The following is a 16,317-nucleotide window of genomic DNA, read 5'->3' as shown; positions in this document are numbered from 1 at the left end:
CGAAGCGCCGAGCCGCACCGCACGGAACCGTACCGCGCCGAGACATCGCTCGCCGGCTCGCCGGACATAGGACTGTCGGACATACGACTGAGGCCCTTCACCATCCGGTGAAGGGCCTCAGTCTCGCGTGCGCCGCCAGGGACTCGAACCCCGGACCCGCTGATTAAGAGTCAGCTGCTCTAACCAACTGAGCTAGCGGCGCCTGCTGACATCGAGAACTCTACAGGACCTCTGACCATGCTCTTGACCATTTACGGCCCCGCCCGGCCTGTCGGATGGTCGTATTGAGCCTTCGATCCGTCAAAATGCGATTTGTCCAGACAGTTGAGACACTGGCGCCCGTGCAGGAGCGCCAAAAGATCTTGACGAGTGTGGAGGGGAACGCATGAGTGTGCCGGTCTTCGAAGAAATCGAACCCGAGTCGGACTGCGCCTGCGCGGGCTGCGCCCAGCGGCGGCGCGACCTCGCCCTGGGGCTCCCCGTACGGGCGGGCGGCCACCCGGCCGCGCACGGCGCCCGCCGCGCGCTGGTCCTGGTGACGGCGGCGGGGGTGGTCCTGGGCGGAGCCGGCACGAGCGTGGCGGACGTGATGACGGAATCCGACGCGGCCGGCTCCGGAACCGTGGCGGCGGACCCGGCCGTCCTCACCCAGCCGACGGCGGCGGACACCGCGGCGGGACCCGGCCCCGAAACCCCGCAGGGCGGCGCCGGGCCGCTGCACGGCGCCCCCGGCCCCGGCTCGGCGCCGTCCCCGGGCGCGACCCCGACGACCAGTCAGATCTCCACCGCCACCCTGCGGAAGACCACCAGGGCAGAGATCATCAACCGCGCGAAGACCTGGGTGGCGGCCCAGGTCCCGTACTCGATGGAGAAGTACTGGGGCGACGGCTACCGCCAGGACTGCTCCGGCTACATCTCCATGGCCTGGAACCTGCGCGGCAACGAGTGGACCGGCAGCCTCGACCGCTTCGCCGACCGCATCGACCGCACGGAGCTCCAGCCCGGCGACATCCTCCTCTTCCACAACCCGGCCGACCCGACGCGCGGCTCGCACGTGACGATCTTCGGCGGGTGGACGGACTACACGCACACCTCGTACATCGCGTACGAGCAGACCAAGCCGCGCACGCGGAAGCAGGCGACCCCGCTCGCGTACTGGGAGAACTCCGACCGCTACCTCGCCTACCGCTACAAGGGCGTCGTCAGCGGCGGCGGGAACGCCGGCTCCGGCGCCACTGCGACGCCCTACCCCGGCACCGCCAGCTTCGGCCCCGGCGCGAACAACGCGTACGTCACGCAGCTCGGGAAGCTGCTCGTCGAACGCGGCGGCAAGAAGTTCTACGCCCAGGGGCCCGGCCCCCGCTGGGGCGAGGCCGACCGCCGCGCGACCCAGGCCTTCCAGCAGGCCCAGGGCTGGAAGGGCGGCGCGGCGGACGGCATGCCGGGCCCGCAGACCTGGACGCTGCTGGTGTCCGGACTGGGCAAGGACATCGGCGGTTCGAGTGGTTCGGGCGGGTCGAGCGCAACTGCGAGCGGGTTCCCCGGGCGTGGCTACTTCCGTCCGGGCCAATCCAGCGCATATGTGGAGAAGCTGGGCAAACAACTGGTGAAGCGGGGCTTCGGCAAGCACTACACGTCAGGCCCCGGTCCGCGGTGGACGGAAGCGGACCGTCGCAATGTCGAGGCCTTCCAGAAGGCGCAGGGCTGGCGCGGCGGCGCGGCCGACGGCTACCCGGGCCCGGAGACCTGGCGGCGCTTGTTCCGATGACCCCGAGAGCATGAGGTGGACCGCATGACCGCATCGACCCCGACCCCCCCGGACTCCGGCCCGGCCGCCACCCGAGACGCGGCCCGCACAGCCCGCCGCCTCACCGACGGCCGCCTACGCCCCGCGGGGCCGCCGGGGGCGGGCGCGCCCGCGAGGGAGCCCGCGGCTTCGTCACCGGGTCCGGCTGCGAGCCTGCCGGGCGCGCCCGCCCTGTCGGGCGCGCCCGCCCTGCCGGACGCTCCTGGCCTGCCGGACGCTCCTGGCGCGGTGGACGCTTCTGATGCGCCGGGCGCGTCTGGCGCGGCTGTCGGTCTCGGCGACCGGGCCGCCGGCGGGACGTCCGACGAGGTCGGGGCGGCAGGCCTTGCGCGGGTGCGCGACGACCAGCCGGAGGGCGCGGGGCTGGTGGCGGGCGGTGGGCCCGGGGCGATGCCCGCCGCTCCGGTACGGGATGGCCGACCTGGGGTTGCGGGGTCGGCGAGCCTCGCTCAGGTGCGGGAAGGCGGGTCTGCGGGTGCGGGCCCGGGGACGGGTGAGGGGATCGGGGTGGCGGACCCAGGTGGGGGGTCGGCGAGCCTTGCTCAGGTGCGGGAAGGCGGGTCTGCGGGTGCGGGCCCGGGGACGGGTGACGAGATCGGGGTGGCGGGCTCGGGTGCGGCGTCGGCGAGCCTCGCTCAGGTGCGGGAAGGCCGGTCTGCGGGCCCGGTGACGGGGGACGAGGCCAGGACGGCGGGCCCGGGCGCCGAGGCGGCGAACCTCGCCCAAGTGTGGGACGGGCAGCCTGCGGGCGCCGGCACGGCGGCGAGTGACGCGTCGCCGAGGACGGCCGAGCAGCAGCGGACCGGCTCTCTCGACCTCCGGCGGGAGCGTGAGGCCGGTGGGCCCGACCTCACCCGGTCGGTGACACCGGCCGTGGGTACGCCTGGCGGTGCAGCTGCGGTGACCGGTGCGGGGGCGGTCGCCCCGGCGGCCGGCTCCGCCCGTCCCGGGCTCGCGCAGCCGGCCGCCGCCCCGGCGACCCCGGGCCTCGCCCGCCCGACGGCCCCGGGCCTCACGACCCCCACGCCCGCCGGTTCCGGCTCGCCGCAGGCGGTCAGGCAGGACCAGAGCGCCGGGGCGGCACCCGGCTCCCCGTCCGCCGGGGCGGCGCCCGGCTCCCCGTCCGCCGGGGCGGGTCCTCGCGGCAGCCTGCCCAGCATCGGACTCTCGGCGGCCCAGCCCGCCGCAGCGGCGGGGCTGGCCCAGTCCCCTGCGCAGTCAGGCGCGCCCGGTGCCGAGCCGTCGGCGCCGCAGCCGACTGCTCCCGCAGCCGCCCGCTCGCCCCAGGCGGCTCCGGCGCCCGCGCCCGGCTTCGGGCTCGCGGCGGGATCTCCGGCAACCGAGCCCGCCGCTCCCACATCCGCCCGCTCGCCGCAGGCGGCTCCGGTCGCCGCGCCCGGTGTCGAGTCTTCGGCGGCGCAGCCGGCCGCTCCCGCCCGCTCGCCGCAGCCGACTCCGGCGTCCACGCCCGGCGTCGGGCTTTCGGCGGCGGCTTCGTCCGCCCCGCCCGCCACGCCCGCACGCGCAGGTTCGTCGCAGGCAGCCGCGCTCGGTGCAGGGTCTTCGGCTGTGCAGCCGACTGCTCCCGCAACCGCCCGCTCGCCGCAGCCGGCTCCGGCGCCTGCGCACGGCGTCGGGCTTTCGGTGGCGCCATCGGCCGCCCCGCCCGCCGCGCCCGGTGTCGGGTCCTCGGCGGCGCAGCCGTCCGCTCCCGCCCCCGCCCGCTCGCCGCAGGCGACCCCGGTCGCCGTGTCCGGCGACCGGAACGGCACGCCGACCTCGGCCCATCAGTCGGCGCCCGCCGCACCTCGAACCCCCGGCTCGCCGCAGGCGCAGTCGCCCTCCGGGGCGCCGACAGTGGATGCCAGGACCGGCCGTACGGCGCCGCCGGAGCGCTCCACCACCGCAGCGACGGACGCGGGCTCCTCGCCCGGTCGGCCCGCCACCGCCGCACCGGACGCGGTCAGTCCCGCCCCGACGCCCGCCCCCGCCTCCGCAGCCGCAGGCAGCTCGGCCCCCGAGCCCACCCCCGCCGCGGCGCCCCCGGGCAGCTCGCCCGCCCCCACCCCGCCGGCAACTCCGGCCGCCTCCACGCCCACTCCCGCCGCAGCGGCGGCAGCCGCCAACTCCGCCTCCGGTGCTCCCGACCCCTCGGTCGACCTCGGCTGGATCGCCGGTGTGCGGGTCAAGTCCGTCGCCGTTCCGGTCGCCGCAACCGCTTCGGCGGCTGTGGCGCCCGTCCCGGAGGCGGAGCCGGTGGCCCCGTCCCGTGCCCCCGGGGCCCGGCGGCGCAACGTCATCGGGGCCGAGACGACCGGGTCCATCCCGGTGCATCTGTTGTTCCGGGAGGAGCCGGAGGGGAGTGGGGGTGACGGGGCCGATGACGGGGGGCCCGCCACCGTGCCGGTGCCGAAGGCCACGGGGGCGGTGCGGAAGAAGGGGCGGGGGGCGATTCCCGCTCCTGCCCGGAGGTCCGCGCGGCCCGCGCCGACCGCTGATCCGAAGCTGGTGGAGCGGCCGGGGCCGGTGTTGCCGGGGTGGTTCGGGGTGGTCGGTGGGGCGCTCGCGCTGGTGGGGTGCGCGGCGGTCGTGTGGTGGGCGGGGGTGGTGCCCGACGAGCTCGCGCGGATGCTGCGGCTGCCCTCGCGTCCGTACGACGGGATCCCCCTGGGGGAGTGGGGTCTGCTGGCGCTCGGGGTCGTCGCGGCCCTGTTCTTCCTGGGGGGTCTTGGCCGGGGCCGGGTCGGGTACGCCCTGGTGCTGACGCTGTTCGGTGACTACCGGGGGACGGTCCGCCGGACCGGTCTGCTCTGGGTGAGTCCGCTGCTCAAGCGCCGCCGCGTGGACGTGCGCCTGCGGCACTGGCGGAGTGAGCCGCTGCCCGCGGTGGACGCGAAGGGCACGGCGCTGGATGTCGTCGTCCTGGTGGTGTGGCGGATCCGGGACACGGTCCGTGCCGCGCTGGGCGTGGCCCGGCACGAGGAGTACCTGCGGGAGCAGGTGGAGGCGGCGATGGCCCGGGTCCTGTCGCAGCTCCCGGCGGACGCGTTCCACGAGGACGCGCCGACGCTGCGGGACGCGGAGGCCGTCGGCGAGGCGCTGACCCGGTTGCTGTCGGCGGAGTGCGCGCCGGTGGGGGTCGACGTGTTCTCGGCGCAGCCGACGCGGATCGAGTACGCCCCGGAGGTCGCCGCGGCGATGCAGCGCCGCCGGATCGCCGCGATCGACGCGAAGCACCGTGACAGCGTGCTGAACTCGGTGGTGGACGCGGTGGACGACGTGGTCCACCGGTTGACCTCCCGTGGTCTGGTGGAGCTGGACGACTATGAGCGCAAGGCGCTGGTGAAGGACCTGACGGTGGCGTTCTATACGGGCCGGACGACGTCCGGGGAGGGCGCGTGACCTTCTCCCATTGGTATGGACATGCTCAACTTCCGGCCATACCTTGGTACTTGGTCTAGACCGGAATCAGTGTCACCGCACGCGTGCAGCACGACCCACAGAACTCCCCCACGTTCTCCTGGAGCGACAGCATGCGCAAAAAGACAGGAGTGGCGGCCGTGGCGCTCGGCGTCGCAGCCGCCGGTCTCTTCGCCACCACCAGCGCGAGCAGCCACGGCTACACCGACTCGCCGATCAGCCGTCAGAAGCTCTGTGCCAACGGCACCGTGAAGAACTGCGGTGACATCCAGTGGGAGCCGCAGTCGGTCGAGGGGCTCAAGGGCTTCCCGGCCGCGGGCCCCGCCGACGGGAAGATCTGCGCCGGCGGGAACTCCCGCTTCTCGCAGCTCGACGACCCCCGCGGCGGCGCCTGGCCCACCACCAAGGTCACCGCGGGCCAGAGCTACACCTTCCGCTGGCAGTTCACGGCCCGCCACGCGACCACGGACTTCCGCTACTACCTCACCAAGAACGGCTGGACCGGGACCAAGGCCCTCACCCGGGCCGACCTCGACACCCAGCCCTTCCTGGTCGTCCCCTACAACAACCAGCAGCCGCCGTCCACGCTCTCCCACTCCGGGACCATCCCGGCGGGCAAGACCGGCCGGGGCGTCGTCGTGGCTGTGTGGACGGTCGCCGACACCGCGAACGCCTTCTACGCGTGCTCGGACGTTCAGTTCTGACGTAACGTCAGTTAGCATCCGCGCCCATGGGGACCGTCGCGGAGCTCGTACGACGCCAATGGGGCGACCACCGGACCGGACTGAGGGACGAGCACACCACCCTCACCCACCACCAGGTCGCCGCGGGCGCCGCCGCGCGCGCCGCACTGCTCACGGAGCTGATGCCCGACCGGCCGGGGAGCGAGCCGCACGTCGGCCTCCTGCTCGACAACACACCGGAGTACCCGCTCTGGCTCGGCGCGGCGGCCCTCGCGGGGGCCGCCGTCGCCGGGATCAACCCCACCCGGCGCGGCGCCGAACTCGCCCGCGACATCCGGCACACCGACTGCCGGGTCCTGATCACCCAGCGCGCCCACCTCCCGCTCCTCGACGGGCTCCCCCTGCCCGGCCTGCGCATCCTGGTCACCGACACCGAGGCTTACCGGACCCTCCTCACCCCGTACGAGGACACCGCCCCCGACGACCTCGTCCCCGTCCGGCCCGTGCGCCCCGACAGCCGCCTCCTGCTCTCCTTCACCTCCGGTTCCACCGGAGCACCGAAGGCCGCGGTCTGTTCCCAGGGCCGGCTCGCCGCCGCCGGCGCCTCGCTCGTCTCCCACTTCGGGATACGCGCCGAGGACACCCACTACATCTGCATGCCGATGTTCCACGGCAACGCCGTGATCGCCGACTGGGCCCCCGCCCTCGTCGCCGGCGCCGGGATCGCCCTGCGCGCCCGCTTCTCGGCCTCCCGTTTCCTCCCCGACGTCCGCGGCTTCGGCGCCACCTACTTCACCTACGTGGGCCGCGCCGTCCAGTACCTCCTCGCCACCCCGGAGACCCCGCACGACCGCGACCACAGCCTCCGGCTCGGCTTCGGCACCGAGGCCGGCGCGGTGGACGCGGCCCGCTTCCAGGCACGGTTCGGGGCCCGGCTCGTCGAGGGGTACGGATCCTCCGAGGGCGGCGCCGCCATCCAGCGGACCCCCGGCACCCCGCCCGGCGCGATCGGCCGGGCCGCCGCCGCCGACGACCTGGCGGTGGTCGACCAGGCGACCCGCCGCGAATGCCCCCCGGCCCGCTTCTCCCCGACCGGCGTCCTGGTCAACGCCGACGAGGCCGTCGGCGAGCTGGTCAACCGTGGCCGCAGCCCCTTCGAGGGCTACTGGCGCAACCCCGAGGCGCAGGCCGCCCGGCTCCGCGACGGCTGGTACTGGACCGGCGACCTCTTCTACCGCGACGCGGACGGCTTCCTCTACTTCGCGGGCCGCACCGACGACCGGCTGCGCGTCGACAGCGAGAACCTCGCCGCCGCGATGATCGAGAACATCCTGGCCCGCTGGGACCGGGCCGCCGGCGTCGCCGTGTACGCGGTCCCCGACCCGGCCGCCGGTGACCAGGTGATGGCCGCGCTGGCCCTGCGCCCCGGCGCCACCTTCGACCCGGCCGCCTTCGGCGCCTTCCTCGCCGCCCAGTCCGACCTGGGCACCAAGATGCCGCCCCGCTTCGTCCGCGTCGTCCCCGAGCTGCCCCTCACCGCCACCAACAAGATCCACCGCGTGGCCCTCCGCCGCACCGCCCTCACCTCCCCCGACCCCACCTGGTGGCGCCCCACCCCCACCGCCCCCTACGAGCCCCTGACCCCGACCGCCCGCGCGACCTTGCGCGCGGCGTACGCGGAACGGGGGCGGGACTTTCCCGGGTAGCCGGGGGAAGCGGGGGAGACGCCTCGCCGCCCGCCGCCCGCCGCCCGCCGCCCGCCACGCCACGCCCCGCCCGCCGCCCGCCCCGCCCGGTGGTAGGCCCAGCCCCACCTCCCGCACACCCCCTGCACCCATGGCTCCGCCCCCGCGCCCCCGCATAACGTGATCGCCCATGGAGCCCCGTACCCCTTGGCAGGCGCTGGCCCGGCCCCGCCCCTTCCTGCGCACCGCCTGGCCCTGGCGGGCCGTCGCCTACCTGGCGTCCGGGGCGGCCGTCGGGGCGCTCGCCCTGCTCGTCCTCCTCGTGCTCGTCGGCTTCTCCGTCCTCCTCGTCGGCCTGCCCCTGCTGCCGCTCGCCGGGATCGCGCTCGGCGGCCTGGAGCGCCGGCGGCTCCGGCTCGTCGACCGGGACCCGGCCGCCGACCCGCACCGCGTCCCCGAAACGCCGGGCCTCGCCGCCTGGCTGCGGGTCCGCGCGCGGGAACAGGCCACCTGGCGGGAGCTCGCGTACGCCGTGCTGCTCGCCACCGTGCTCTGGCCGCTCGACCTGATCGTGCTCACCGTCGGGCTCGGCCTGCCCGCCGCCCTGCTCAGCGCGCCCGTCCAGCTGGCGGCGTCCGGCGGCGAAGAGGCGAAGGTGGTCAAGGCGTACCTGGTCACCTCCTACCCGCAGGCCTTCGCCGCCGCCCTCCTCGGCCTGGCCCTGCTGCCGCTGCTGCTCTACCCCCTCACCGCACTCGCCGGTGCCCGCGCCGCCCTCGGCCGGGCGCTGCTCGCCCCGCGCGAGGCCGAACTGCGGGACCGGATCGGCGAGGTCACCGCCTCCCGCGCCCGGCTCGCCGCCGCCTTCGAGGCCGAGCGGCGCCGGATCGAGCGGGATCTCCACGACGGGGCGCAGCAACGCCTCGTGGCCCTCACCATGACCCTCGGTCTCGCCCGTTACGACGCCCCTCCGGGCCCGCTCGCCGACCAGCTGGCGAAGGCGCACGAGGAGGCCGGCCGGGTGCTGACGGAGCTGCGCGAACTGATCCACGGCATCCACCCGCAGGTCCTCGCCGACTACGGACTCGCCGCGGCCCTGAGCGACGCGGCGGACCGCTCGACGGTCCCGGTCGATGTCGAGGTGGAGGGAGTGGGGGAGGGGGACCCCGTCCTTCCCCGCCTCCCCGCCCCCGTCGAGAGCGCCGCCTACTTCGCCGCCCGTGAGGCGCTCGCCAACCTCGCCCGGCACAGTGGTGCCGGCCGGGCCCGGGTGACCGCCCGCCATGCCGACGGGCTGCTCCGGCTCACGGTCGAGGACGACGGGCGGGGTGGGGCCGATCCGGCCCGGGGGAGCGGGCTGACCGGGCTCGCGGACCGGCTCGCCGTTCTCGATGGCACACTTTCGATCACCAGCCCGCCCGGCGGGCCGACCACACTACGAGTGGAGATCCCGTGCGGCGTTCGCTCCGTGTCGTCCTCGCCGAGGACAGCGTCCTCCTCCGCGAGGGACTGATCGGGCTCCTGGCACGTTTCGGCCACGAGGTGGTCGCCGCGGTCGGCGACGCCGGGACGCTGCCGGCCGCGGTCGCCGCGCACGCGCCGGACATCGTGGTGACGGACGTGCGGATGCCGCCGGACTTCCGGGACGAGGGGCTGCGCGCGGCCGTCGCGCTGCGGGCGGAGCACCCGGGGCTGCCGGTGCTGGTGCTCAGCCAGTACGTGCAGCGCAGCTACGCCGCCGATCTGCTGGACGCGGGCGACGGCAGGGGCGTCGGGTATCTGCTCAAGGACCGGGTCGGGCAGGTCGAGGAGTTCCTGGACGCGCTGGTCCGGGTCGCGGACGGCGGTACGGTCGTCGATCCGGAGGTCGTACGGCAGCTGCTGCGCCGGCACCGCGATCCGCTGGCGGCGCTGACGCCGAGGGAGCGGGAGGTCCTGGGTCTGGTCGCGGAGGGGCATTCCAACGGGGCGGTCGCGCGCAGGCTGGTCGTCACGGAGGCGGCGGTCGGGAAGCACATCGGCAACATTCTGGCCAAGCTGGATCTGCCGCCGGCGGAGGACACCCACCGCCGGGTCCTCGCGGTGCTGGCCTATCTGCGGGCGTAGCGCGCCGGCGCCCGCGCCCGGTCGTGCGGGCGGGATCCGGACGTAAAACAAGGAAGCCCCTCGCTTTCGCGAGGGGCTTCCTCTGTCTGTGCGCCGCCAGGGACTCGAACCCCGGACCCGCTGATTAAGAGTCAGCTGCTCTAACCAACTGAGCTAGCGGCGCTTGCTGACGAAGAAAATACTACCTGGTCCCGAGGGGTGCTTCCGACCACCTCGGGACTCGCCGCGTCCGGCGCCGGCCGGATCCGCCTCAGATCGCCAGCGACAGCACCACGGGCGCGGCCCGCCGGTTCAGCGTGTCGGCCGCCGAGCGCAGCCGGTGCGCGTGCTCGATCGGCAGCGAGAGTGCGAGGCAGCCCACGGCGGAGCCCGCCGTCAGCGGTACGGCGGCGCAGACCGTGCCCACCGCGTACTCCTGGAGGTCGAGGACCGGGACGGTCGGCGGCTGGCTGTCCAGCTTGGAGAACAGCACCTTCTCGTTGGTGATCGTCCGGGAGGTCAGCCGGGCGATCTTGTGGCGGGAGAGGTGGTCGCGGCGCCCGTTCTGGTCGAGCTGGGTGAGCAGGCACTTGCCGACGGCGCTGGCGTGCGCGGCGGAGCGGAAGTCCACCCACTCGTTGACCTTCGGGGTGCGCGGGCCGTCGGCGAACTGGGTGATCTTCACCTCGCCGTCGATGTAACGGCTGATGTAGACGGCGGCGCCGACCGAGTCGCGCAATTCGGTCAGGGTCTCCTGCAGCTTGAGCTCCAGGGCCTCGCGGCGGGTCATGCCGGAGCCGAGGAGGACCAGGGAGTCGCCGATCACATAGGCGCCGTCGGAGACCTGCTCCACATATCCCTCGCGCCTGAGCATCAGGAGCAGGGACGACAGGTGGGCGACGGGCAGGCCGGTCTCCCGTGCTATCTGCACGTCCGTCACGCCGCCACCGTGCCGTGAGACGGTCTCCAGCACGCGCAGCGCGTATTGCACCGAGTGGAACGGCGCGGTGGGCTCGGGCTTCAGCGCCACGGTTTCCCCCTACCAGGTTGTGACCGCTAGCTTCCGTACCACGATAGCCGCCAAGGGCCCGATACGGGGCGGCTGTTGGCGAGATTGATGCGGTCCTCAGGGGCCATACGCTGGGGCGCGCCACTCTGGCATATGCCAGAGTCACAGCCCTGTGACAGAGGCTGAGGTCAGGGCCGTGCGGGAAGGTTCCCGCACGGGCGTTCGGAGCCTTCCGGACGTGAAGATTTTTTCGGTGCGGGGCTCCCGGGGAGCGCCGACGGGCCGCCGACGGGCCGCCGACGCGCGCCGAAGGAAGGACGCGCCGACGGAATAACCGGAGTCACCCTCCTGTTGTGGCCCGCTGTACACACGTCACTGCGCAGGAAGGCCGCCCACGGTGAGCGACGCGATTCGAGGAGAGGCGCGGGGGACCGCGCCCGTACCGCTGTCCGTACTGGATCTCGTGACCGTCGGCAGCGGGCGCACCGCGAGCCAGGCCCTGGCGACCAGTGTCGAGATCAGCCGGCTGGCCGAGCGGCGCGGCTACCACCGGCACTGGGTGGCCGAACACCACTCCATGCCCGGGGTCGCCTCCTCCTCGCCGGCCGTGATCCTCGCCCACCTCGCCGCCCACACCCGCCGCATCCGGCTCGGCTCCGGTGGCGTGATGCTGCCCAACCACGCGCCGCTGGTGATCGCCGAGCAGTTCGGCACCCTGGAGGCGCTGGCCCCGGGCCGGGTCGACCTCGGTCTGGGCCGCGCGCCCGGCACGGACGGCGCCACCGCCGCCGCGCTGCGCCGCAGCGACCGGCTGCACGAGGGCGCCGACGACTTCCCGCAGCAGCTCAGCGAGCTGACCCGGTTCCTGGACGACGACTTCCCGGACGGGCACCCGTACGCGCGCATCCACGCCGTGCCCGGGCCGGTGCAGGGGCCGAAGGGCCGGCCGCCGGTCTGGCTGCTGGGCTCCTCCGGCTTCAGCGCGCGGCTGGCCGGATCGCTCGGTCTGCCCTTCGCCTTCGCCCACCACTTCTCCGCGCAGAACACGATCCCCGCGCTCGACCTCTACCGGGACTCCTTCCGGCCCTCGGCGGTGCTCGACGCGCCGTACGCGCTGATCGGCGTCGCCGCGCTCGCCGCCGACGACCCGAAGGAGGCCCGCCGGCAGGTCCTGACCGGCGCGCTGTCGATGCTGCGGCTGCGGACCGGCCGGCCCGGGCTCGTCCCGACGCCGGAGGAGGCGGAGGCGTATCCGTTCAGCGCGGCCGAGCGGGAGTTCGTCGAGTCCTGGCTGGCGAACGTCGTGTACGGCTCGGCGGACGAGGTGCGCGAGGGGCTCGACGGGCTGCGGAAGCGGACCGGCGCGGACGAGCTGATGATCACGGGCAACGCCCACGGCGGGGACGCCCGGGTGCGCAGCTACGAGCTGATCGCCGACGCCTACGGGCTCCCCGAGCTGTCCGACGCGCCCGCGGCGCCGGGCGCGGACCCGGCCGGGACGCCGGTCGCGGGGGAGTAAAACCTGGATCTCGCGAGGCCGTTGGTTCGCTCCTGAACGAACCAACGGACGTTCCCTAAGTGAACCTTAAACCGCTCGTCACTTGTGGTGGCGAGCGGTTCCGTTTTGTGCTGCGGCCTCTCCGGACGCTCCTGACAAGGGCTTTCTCGCGCCAATTGGTCTAGTCCTCAATCTGGTTCAGACCATTGACGCGCTGTTCATGCGCCGGATATCACTGCTCCAACTTCCGTACCGCCACCCCTTCCGGAGGCCGCACGTGCACCCCCGCAAACCACTGATCGCCGCCCTTCTCAGCTCCGCCCTCGCCGCCGGCGCGCTCGCCGCCACCGTCGGCATCGGCTCCGCCCAGGCAGCCGACACCGCCGCCGCCCCGTCCACGGGCGGTGTCAAGATCGCCTACTACGACCAGTGGAGCGTGTACGGCAACGCCTTCTACCCCAAGCAGCTCGACACCCGGGGCATCGCGGCCAAACTGGACGTCATCAACTACTCGTTCGGGAACATCCACCCGACCGACCTCACCTGTTTCGAGGCCAACAAGGCCGCGGGCGACGACAACAACCCCAACGCCGGTGACGGCGCGGGCGACTCGTACGCCGACTACCAGAAGTCCTTCTCGGCCGCGGACAGCGTCGACGGCGTGGCCGACAAGTGGGACCAGCCGATCGTGGGCGTCTTCAACCAGTTCAAGGAACTGAAGGCGAAGCACCCCAACCTGAAGATCAACATCTCGCTGGGCGGCTGGACCTACTCCAAGTACTTCTCGGACGCGGCCAAGACCGACGCCAGCCGCAAGAAGCTGGTCGCCTCCTGCATCAAGCAGTACATCCAGGGCGACCTCCCGGTCGAGGGCGGCTACGGCGGCCCCGGCACCGCGGCCGGCGTCTTCGACGGCATCGACATCGACTGGGAGTACCCGGGCTCGGCCGACGGCCACCTCGGCAACCACTACGCGCCCGAGGACAAGCAGAACTTCACCCTCCTGCTCGCCGAGTTCCGCAAGCAGCTCGACGAGTACGGCGCCGCCCACGGCGGCAAGAAGTACCTGCTGACCGCCGCCCTGCCGGCCGGCCAGGACAAGATCAAGAACATCGAGACGGACAAGATCGGCGCGTACCTCGACTACGCGAACATCATGACGTACGACATGCACGGCGCCTGGGACGGCGACGGGCCGACGTACCACCAGTCCCCGCTCTACTCCGGTACGAACGACCCGACCGACGCCATCAAGCCGGGCACCGAGAAGTACTCGATCGACAACGCCATCGACTCCTGGATCGACGGCAAGCCCGCCTACGGCATCACCGGCGGCTTCCCGGCGAACAAGCTGACCCTCGGCTACGAGTTCTACTACCGCGGCTGGAAGGGCGTCCCCGCCGGCACCACCAACGGCCTCGCCCAGACCGCCACCGGCGGCTCCGGCGCCCGCCCGCTCAGCCAGGCGGCCGGCATCGCGTACTACAAGGAGCTCGGCGGCATCGTCGACAACGCCGCCACCACCTTCTGGGACGACCAGGCCAAGTCCGCCTACTTCTACAAGGACGGCGAGTTCTTCACCGGCCTCGACCAGCGCACCATCCAGGCCCGCGCCGACTACGCCCACCAGCGCGGTCTCGCCGGCGCGATGATGTACTCGCTGCTCGGCCTCGACGCCAACGCCACGCTCTTCAACCAGATCGTGACGGCCGTCGGCTCCTCGCCGACCACCCCGACGACGCCGCCCACCACGACGCCGCCGACCACCCCGCCCACGACGCCGCCGACCACCCCGCCGACCACGCCGCCCACCACCACCCCGCCGACCGGCTGCACCGCCACGGCGTACGTGGCCGGCTCGGTCTACACCGGCGGCTCGGTCGTCTCCCACAAGGGCCACAAGTGGCTCGCCCAGTGGTGGACGCAGAACGAGGAGCCGGGCACGACCGGCGACTGGGGCGTCTGGAAGGACCAGGGCGCCTGCTGACCGGGCCCCGCTGATCCCTCACTGACCCCTCGCTCCACCGCATGAACCACTGCCCCCGCCCGGAATGTCCCTCCGGCCGGGGGCAGTTCCATGCCCGTACCCGGGTGCGCGTGCCCGGATCCGCGTACGTGTCCGTGTGCCCGCGTCCGCTCAGACGGGCAGCGGTGCGACCCCGATCAGTTCGGCGATACGGTCCGGGGTCACCGGCCGCGAGTACAGCCAGCCCTGCCCGGTGTCGCAGCCGATCCGGCGCAGCCGGGTGGCCTGCCCCGAGGTCTCCACGCACTCGGCGGTGACGGTGAGCCCCAGCCGGTGGGCGAGCTGGACCAGCGCCTCCACGATCAGCTCGTCCGCCGGGTTGGCGTGCTCCTCGTCCTGGAAGCCGCGGACGAACGAGCCGTCCAGCTTCAGCACCGAGACGGGCAGCCGGCTCAGGTAGGCCAGGTTCGAGTAGCCGGTGCCGAAGTCGTCGATGGCGATCCGCACGCCCATGTCGCTCAGCGCCTGGAGCGCCTGGAGCGGCCGGCCCGCCGAGCCCATCACCGCGGACTCGGTGAGCTCCAGTTGGAGCAGATGGGGCGCGAGCCCGGTCTCGGCGAGGATGCCGGCGACATCGGCCACCAGGTCCGAGTCCCACACCTGCCGCACCGCCACGTTGACGCTCACGAAGATCGGCCGGTCGCCGGGGTGGTCCTTCTGCCACTGCCGGGCCTGGCGGCAGGCGGTGTTCAGCACCCAGCGCCCGAGCTCGACGATCGAGCCGTCCTCCTCGGCGATGCCGACGAACCGATTCGGCGCCAGCGTGCCGAACTGCGGGTGGTTCCAGCGCACCAGCGCCTCGACCCCGCGCACGGCCCCGTCGGTGAGGTCCACGAGCGGCTGGTACTCCAGCGCGAACTCCCCGCGTTCCACGGCCGGTCGCAGGGTGGAGCTGAGCGCCTGCCGGGTCATCCGGTGCGCGTTGCGCTCGGGGTCGAAGAGCGTCCAGCGGCTCTTCCCGTCGGCCTTGGCCCAGTACAGCGTGGTGTCGGCGGCCTGCATCAGGCAGGTCGCGGTCGAGCCGTGGGCGGTCCGCTCCACCACGCCGATGGAGGCGGAGACCGAGAGGCGCTGCCCGGACAGGTCGAAGGGGCGCTGGAGCGAGGCCAGTACGGACTGCGCCAGGTCGGCCAGCTGCTCGGTGCCGGTGGACTCCTCCACCAGGATGGCGAACTCGTCGCCGCCGAGCCGGGCGACGAGATGACCGCCGTCGCGGGTGTAGCCGTAGTTGTCGGCGCACTCGGTGAGCCGGGCGGCGACGGCGGCGAGCAGCCGGTCGCCGACCCGGTGCCCGAGCGTGTCGTTGACCGCCTTGAAGCCGTCGAGGTCCAGGTAGCAGATGCCGATCCGCCCTGTTCCGCCATGCCCGTACGACTGATGTGACCGGTGGGGCCGGTGCGCCGCGTACCCGCGGTCCCGGGGGGCCTCCTCGTGGGCCTCCAGTGCGGCGGTCTCCAGTGCGGCGGTGAGGCGCTCGAAGAACAGGGCGCGGTTGGGCAGCCGGGTGACGGGGTCGTGCATCTGGAGGTGGCGCAGCCGGGCCTGGAGCTCGCGGCGGTCGCTGATGTCGGCGACCGAGAGGAGCACGCGGGGGCTGTCCGGGACCGGGGCGACGGTCACCTCGGCCCACAGGGAGCGCCCGTCGGGGTGCTTGAGCCTGCGGGTGCAGCGGAAGCGGGAGCGGCCGCCGCGCAGCACCTCGCGGTACGCCTGCCAGGTGCGCCCGTCGGAGGCGAGGTCGACGAGGTCGGCGGCGGCCTGCTCGCGCAGCGCGGCGGGCTCGGTGCCGAGCAGGGTGCCGAGCGAGTCGTTGGCGGCGACGACGGTGCCGTCCTGGTCGACCAGGGCCATCGCGAGCCGGGCGGCGCGGAAGGCGGCGGAGCAGTCGCGGAGTTCGGACGAGTGACGCTCCGTGAGCGAGGGCTCGGCCGACGGGGGCACCGGTTCTTCGGGGGATCCGCTCACCGCTCGCTCCCGTAGTGCGTTCGGGCCGTACAGATCTGGTCGCCATGGTCGGCCGAGGAAAGTGTGCCGATCATAGAGGCTGGCCGGGGGAGCGTTCCAGCTCCTGGGCCCGGTGCGGGGCCCGCTCGGCTTGTGAGGC

General features: G+C 73.8%; 10 protein-coding genes and 2 tRNA genes. 8 read left to right on the top strand and 4 right to left on the bottom strand.

Going from position 1 to position 16,317, the window contains the following annotated elements; all coding sequences use genetic code 11:
* Window positions 1-128: 128 nt before the first annotated feature.
* Window positions 129-202 (bottom strand) — tRNA-Lys (locus tag ACZ3ZE_RS05055).
* Window positions 203-385: 183 nt separating this feature from the next.
* Here ACZ3ZE_RS05055 and ACZ3ZE_RS05050 point away from each other — a divergent pair.
* The 6 genes from ACZ3ZE_RS05050 to ACZ3ZE_RS05025 all read left to right on the top strand — a co-directional run bounded on the left by ACZ3ZE_RS05050 (window position 386) and on the right by ACZ3ZE_RS05025 (window position 9,701).
* Window positions 386-1,768: a peptidoglycan-binding protein gene (locus tag ACZ3ZE_RS05050; protein WP_467257366.1), complete on the top strand. Its 1,383-nt coding sequence runs from the start codon at window positions 386-388 to the stop codon at window positions 1,766-1,768.
* 1,896 nt (window positions 1,769-3,664) lie between these two features.
* Window positions 3,665-5,209, top strand: coding sequence for an SPFH domain-containing protein (locus ACZ3ZE_RS05045; protein ID WP_467257363.1), 1,545 nt, complete (start codon window positions 3,665-3,667; stop codon window positions 5,207-5,209).
* 131 nt (window positions 5,210-5,340) lie between these two features.
* On the top strand, window positions 5,341-5,931 hold the full coding sequence (locus ACZ3ZE_RS05040; protein WP_361162824.1) for a lytic polysaccharide monooxygenase auxiliary activity family 9 protein: 591 nt from the start codon (window positions 5,341-5,343) through the stop codon (window positions 5,929-5,931).
* Between the two features lie 26 nt (window positions 5,932-5,957).
* The gene (locus ACZ3ZE_RS05035) at window positions 5,958-7,616 is read left to right on the top strand and encodes an AMP-binding protein (RefSeq protein WP_467257360.1); all 1,659 of its coding nucleotides are present in this window, start codon (window positions 5,958-5,960) and stop codon (window positions 7,614-7,616) included.
* A 169-nt stretch (window positions 7,617-7,785) separates the two neighbouring features.
* On the top strand, window positions 7,786-9,108 hold the full coding sequence (locus tag ACZ3ZE_RS05030) for a sensor histidine kinase (protein ID WP_467257357.1): 1,323 nt from the start codon (window positions 7,786-7,788) through the stop codon (window positions 9,106-9,108).
* Window positions 9,048-9,701 (top strand): response regulator, encoded by a 654-nt coding sequence (locus tag ACZ3ZE_RS05025; RefSeq protein WP_467257355.1) that lies wholly within the window; start codon window positions 9,048-9,050, stop codon window positions 9,699-9,701. Before ACZ3ZE_RS05030 ends, ACZ3ZE_RS05025 begins: the two co-directional genes overlap by 61 nt.
* An 89-nt stretch (window positions 9,702-9,790) precedes the next feature.
* Here ACZ3ZE_RS05025 and ACZ3ZE_RS05020 read toward each other — a convergent pair.
* Window positions 9,791-9,864: transfer RNA gene (locus ACZ3ZE_RS05020), tRNA-Lys, on the bottom strand.
* 87 nt (window positions 9,865-9,951) lie between these two features.
* Entirely contained in the window at window positions 9,952-10,710 is a 759-nt protein-coding gene (locus ACZ3ZE_RS05015) for an IclR family transcriptional regulator (RefSeq protein WP_132914267.1), read from the bottom strand.
* A gap of 376 nt (window positions 10,711-11,086) precedes the next feature.
* Between ACZ3ZE_RS05015 and ACZ3ZE_RS05010 the strand changes: the two genes are divergently transcribed.
* Window positions 11,087-12,208 carry an LLM class flavin-dependent oxidoreductase gene (locus tag ACZ3ZE_RS05010; protein ID WP_361162831.1) on the top strand — a complete coding sequence of 374 codons (1,122 nt, stop codon included), beginning with the start codon at window positions 11,087-11,089 and terminating at the stop codon, window positions 12,206-12,208.
* Between the two features lie 256 nt (window positions 12,209-12,464).
* Window positions 12,465-14,174: a glycosyl hydrolase family 18 protein gene (locus ACZ3ZE_RS05005; protein WP_361162833.1), complete on the top strand. Its 1,710-nt coding sequence runs from the start codon at window positions 12,465-12,467 to the stop codon at window positions 14,172-14,174.
* 150 nt (window positions 14,175-14,324) lie between these two features.
* On the opposite strand, the gene ACZ3ZE_RS05000 is transcribed toward ACZ3ZE_RS05005, so the two are convergent.
* Window positions 14,325-16,178 (bottom strand): putative bifunctional diguanylate cyclase/phosphodiesterase, encoded by a 1,854-nt coding sequence (locus tag ACZ3ZE_RS05000; protein ID WP_442304076.1) that lies wholly within the window; start codon window positions 16,176-16,178, stop codon window positions 14,325-14,327.
* Window positions 16,179-16,317: the final 139 nt, after the last annotated feature.

This window comes from Streptomyces sp. NPDC023157 (assembly GCF_055560575.1).
Note: the sequence above shows the minus strand (reverse complement) of the source record. Positions and strands in the feature narration are given on the sequence as shown.

Coding starts and splice junctions, on each gene's coding strand:
- ACZ3ZE_RS05035 (WP_467257360.1), top strand. CDS start 5,958: ATGGGGACCGTCGCGGAGCTCGTACGACGCCAATGGGGCGACCACCGG.
- ACZ3ZE_RS05040 (WP_361162824.1), top strand. CDS start 5,341: ATGCGCAAAAAGACAGGAGTGGCGGCCGTGGCGCTCGGCGTCGCAGCC.
- ACZ3ZE_RS05050 (WP_467257366.1), top strand. CDS start 386: ATGAGTGTGCCGGTCTTCGAAGAAATCGAACCCGAGTCGGACTGCGCC.
- ACZ3ZE_RS05030 (WP_467257357.1), top strand. CDS start 7,786: ATGGAGCCCCGTACCCCTTGGCAGGCGCTGGCCCGGCCCCGCCCCTTC.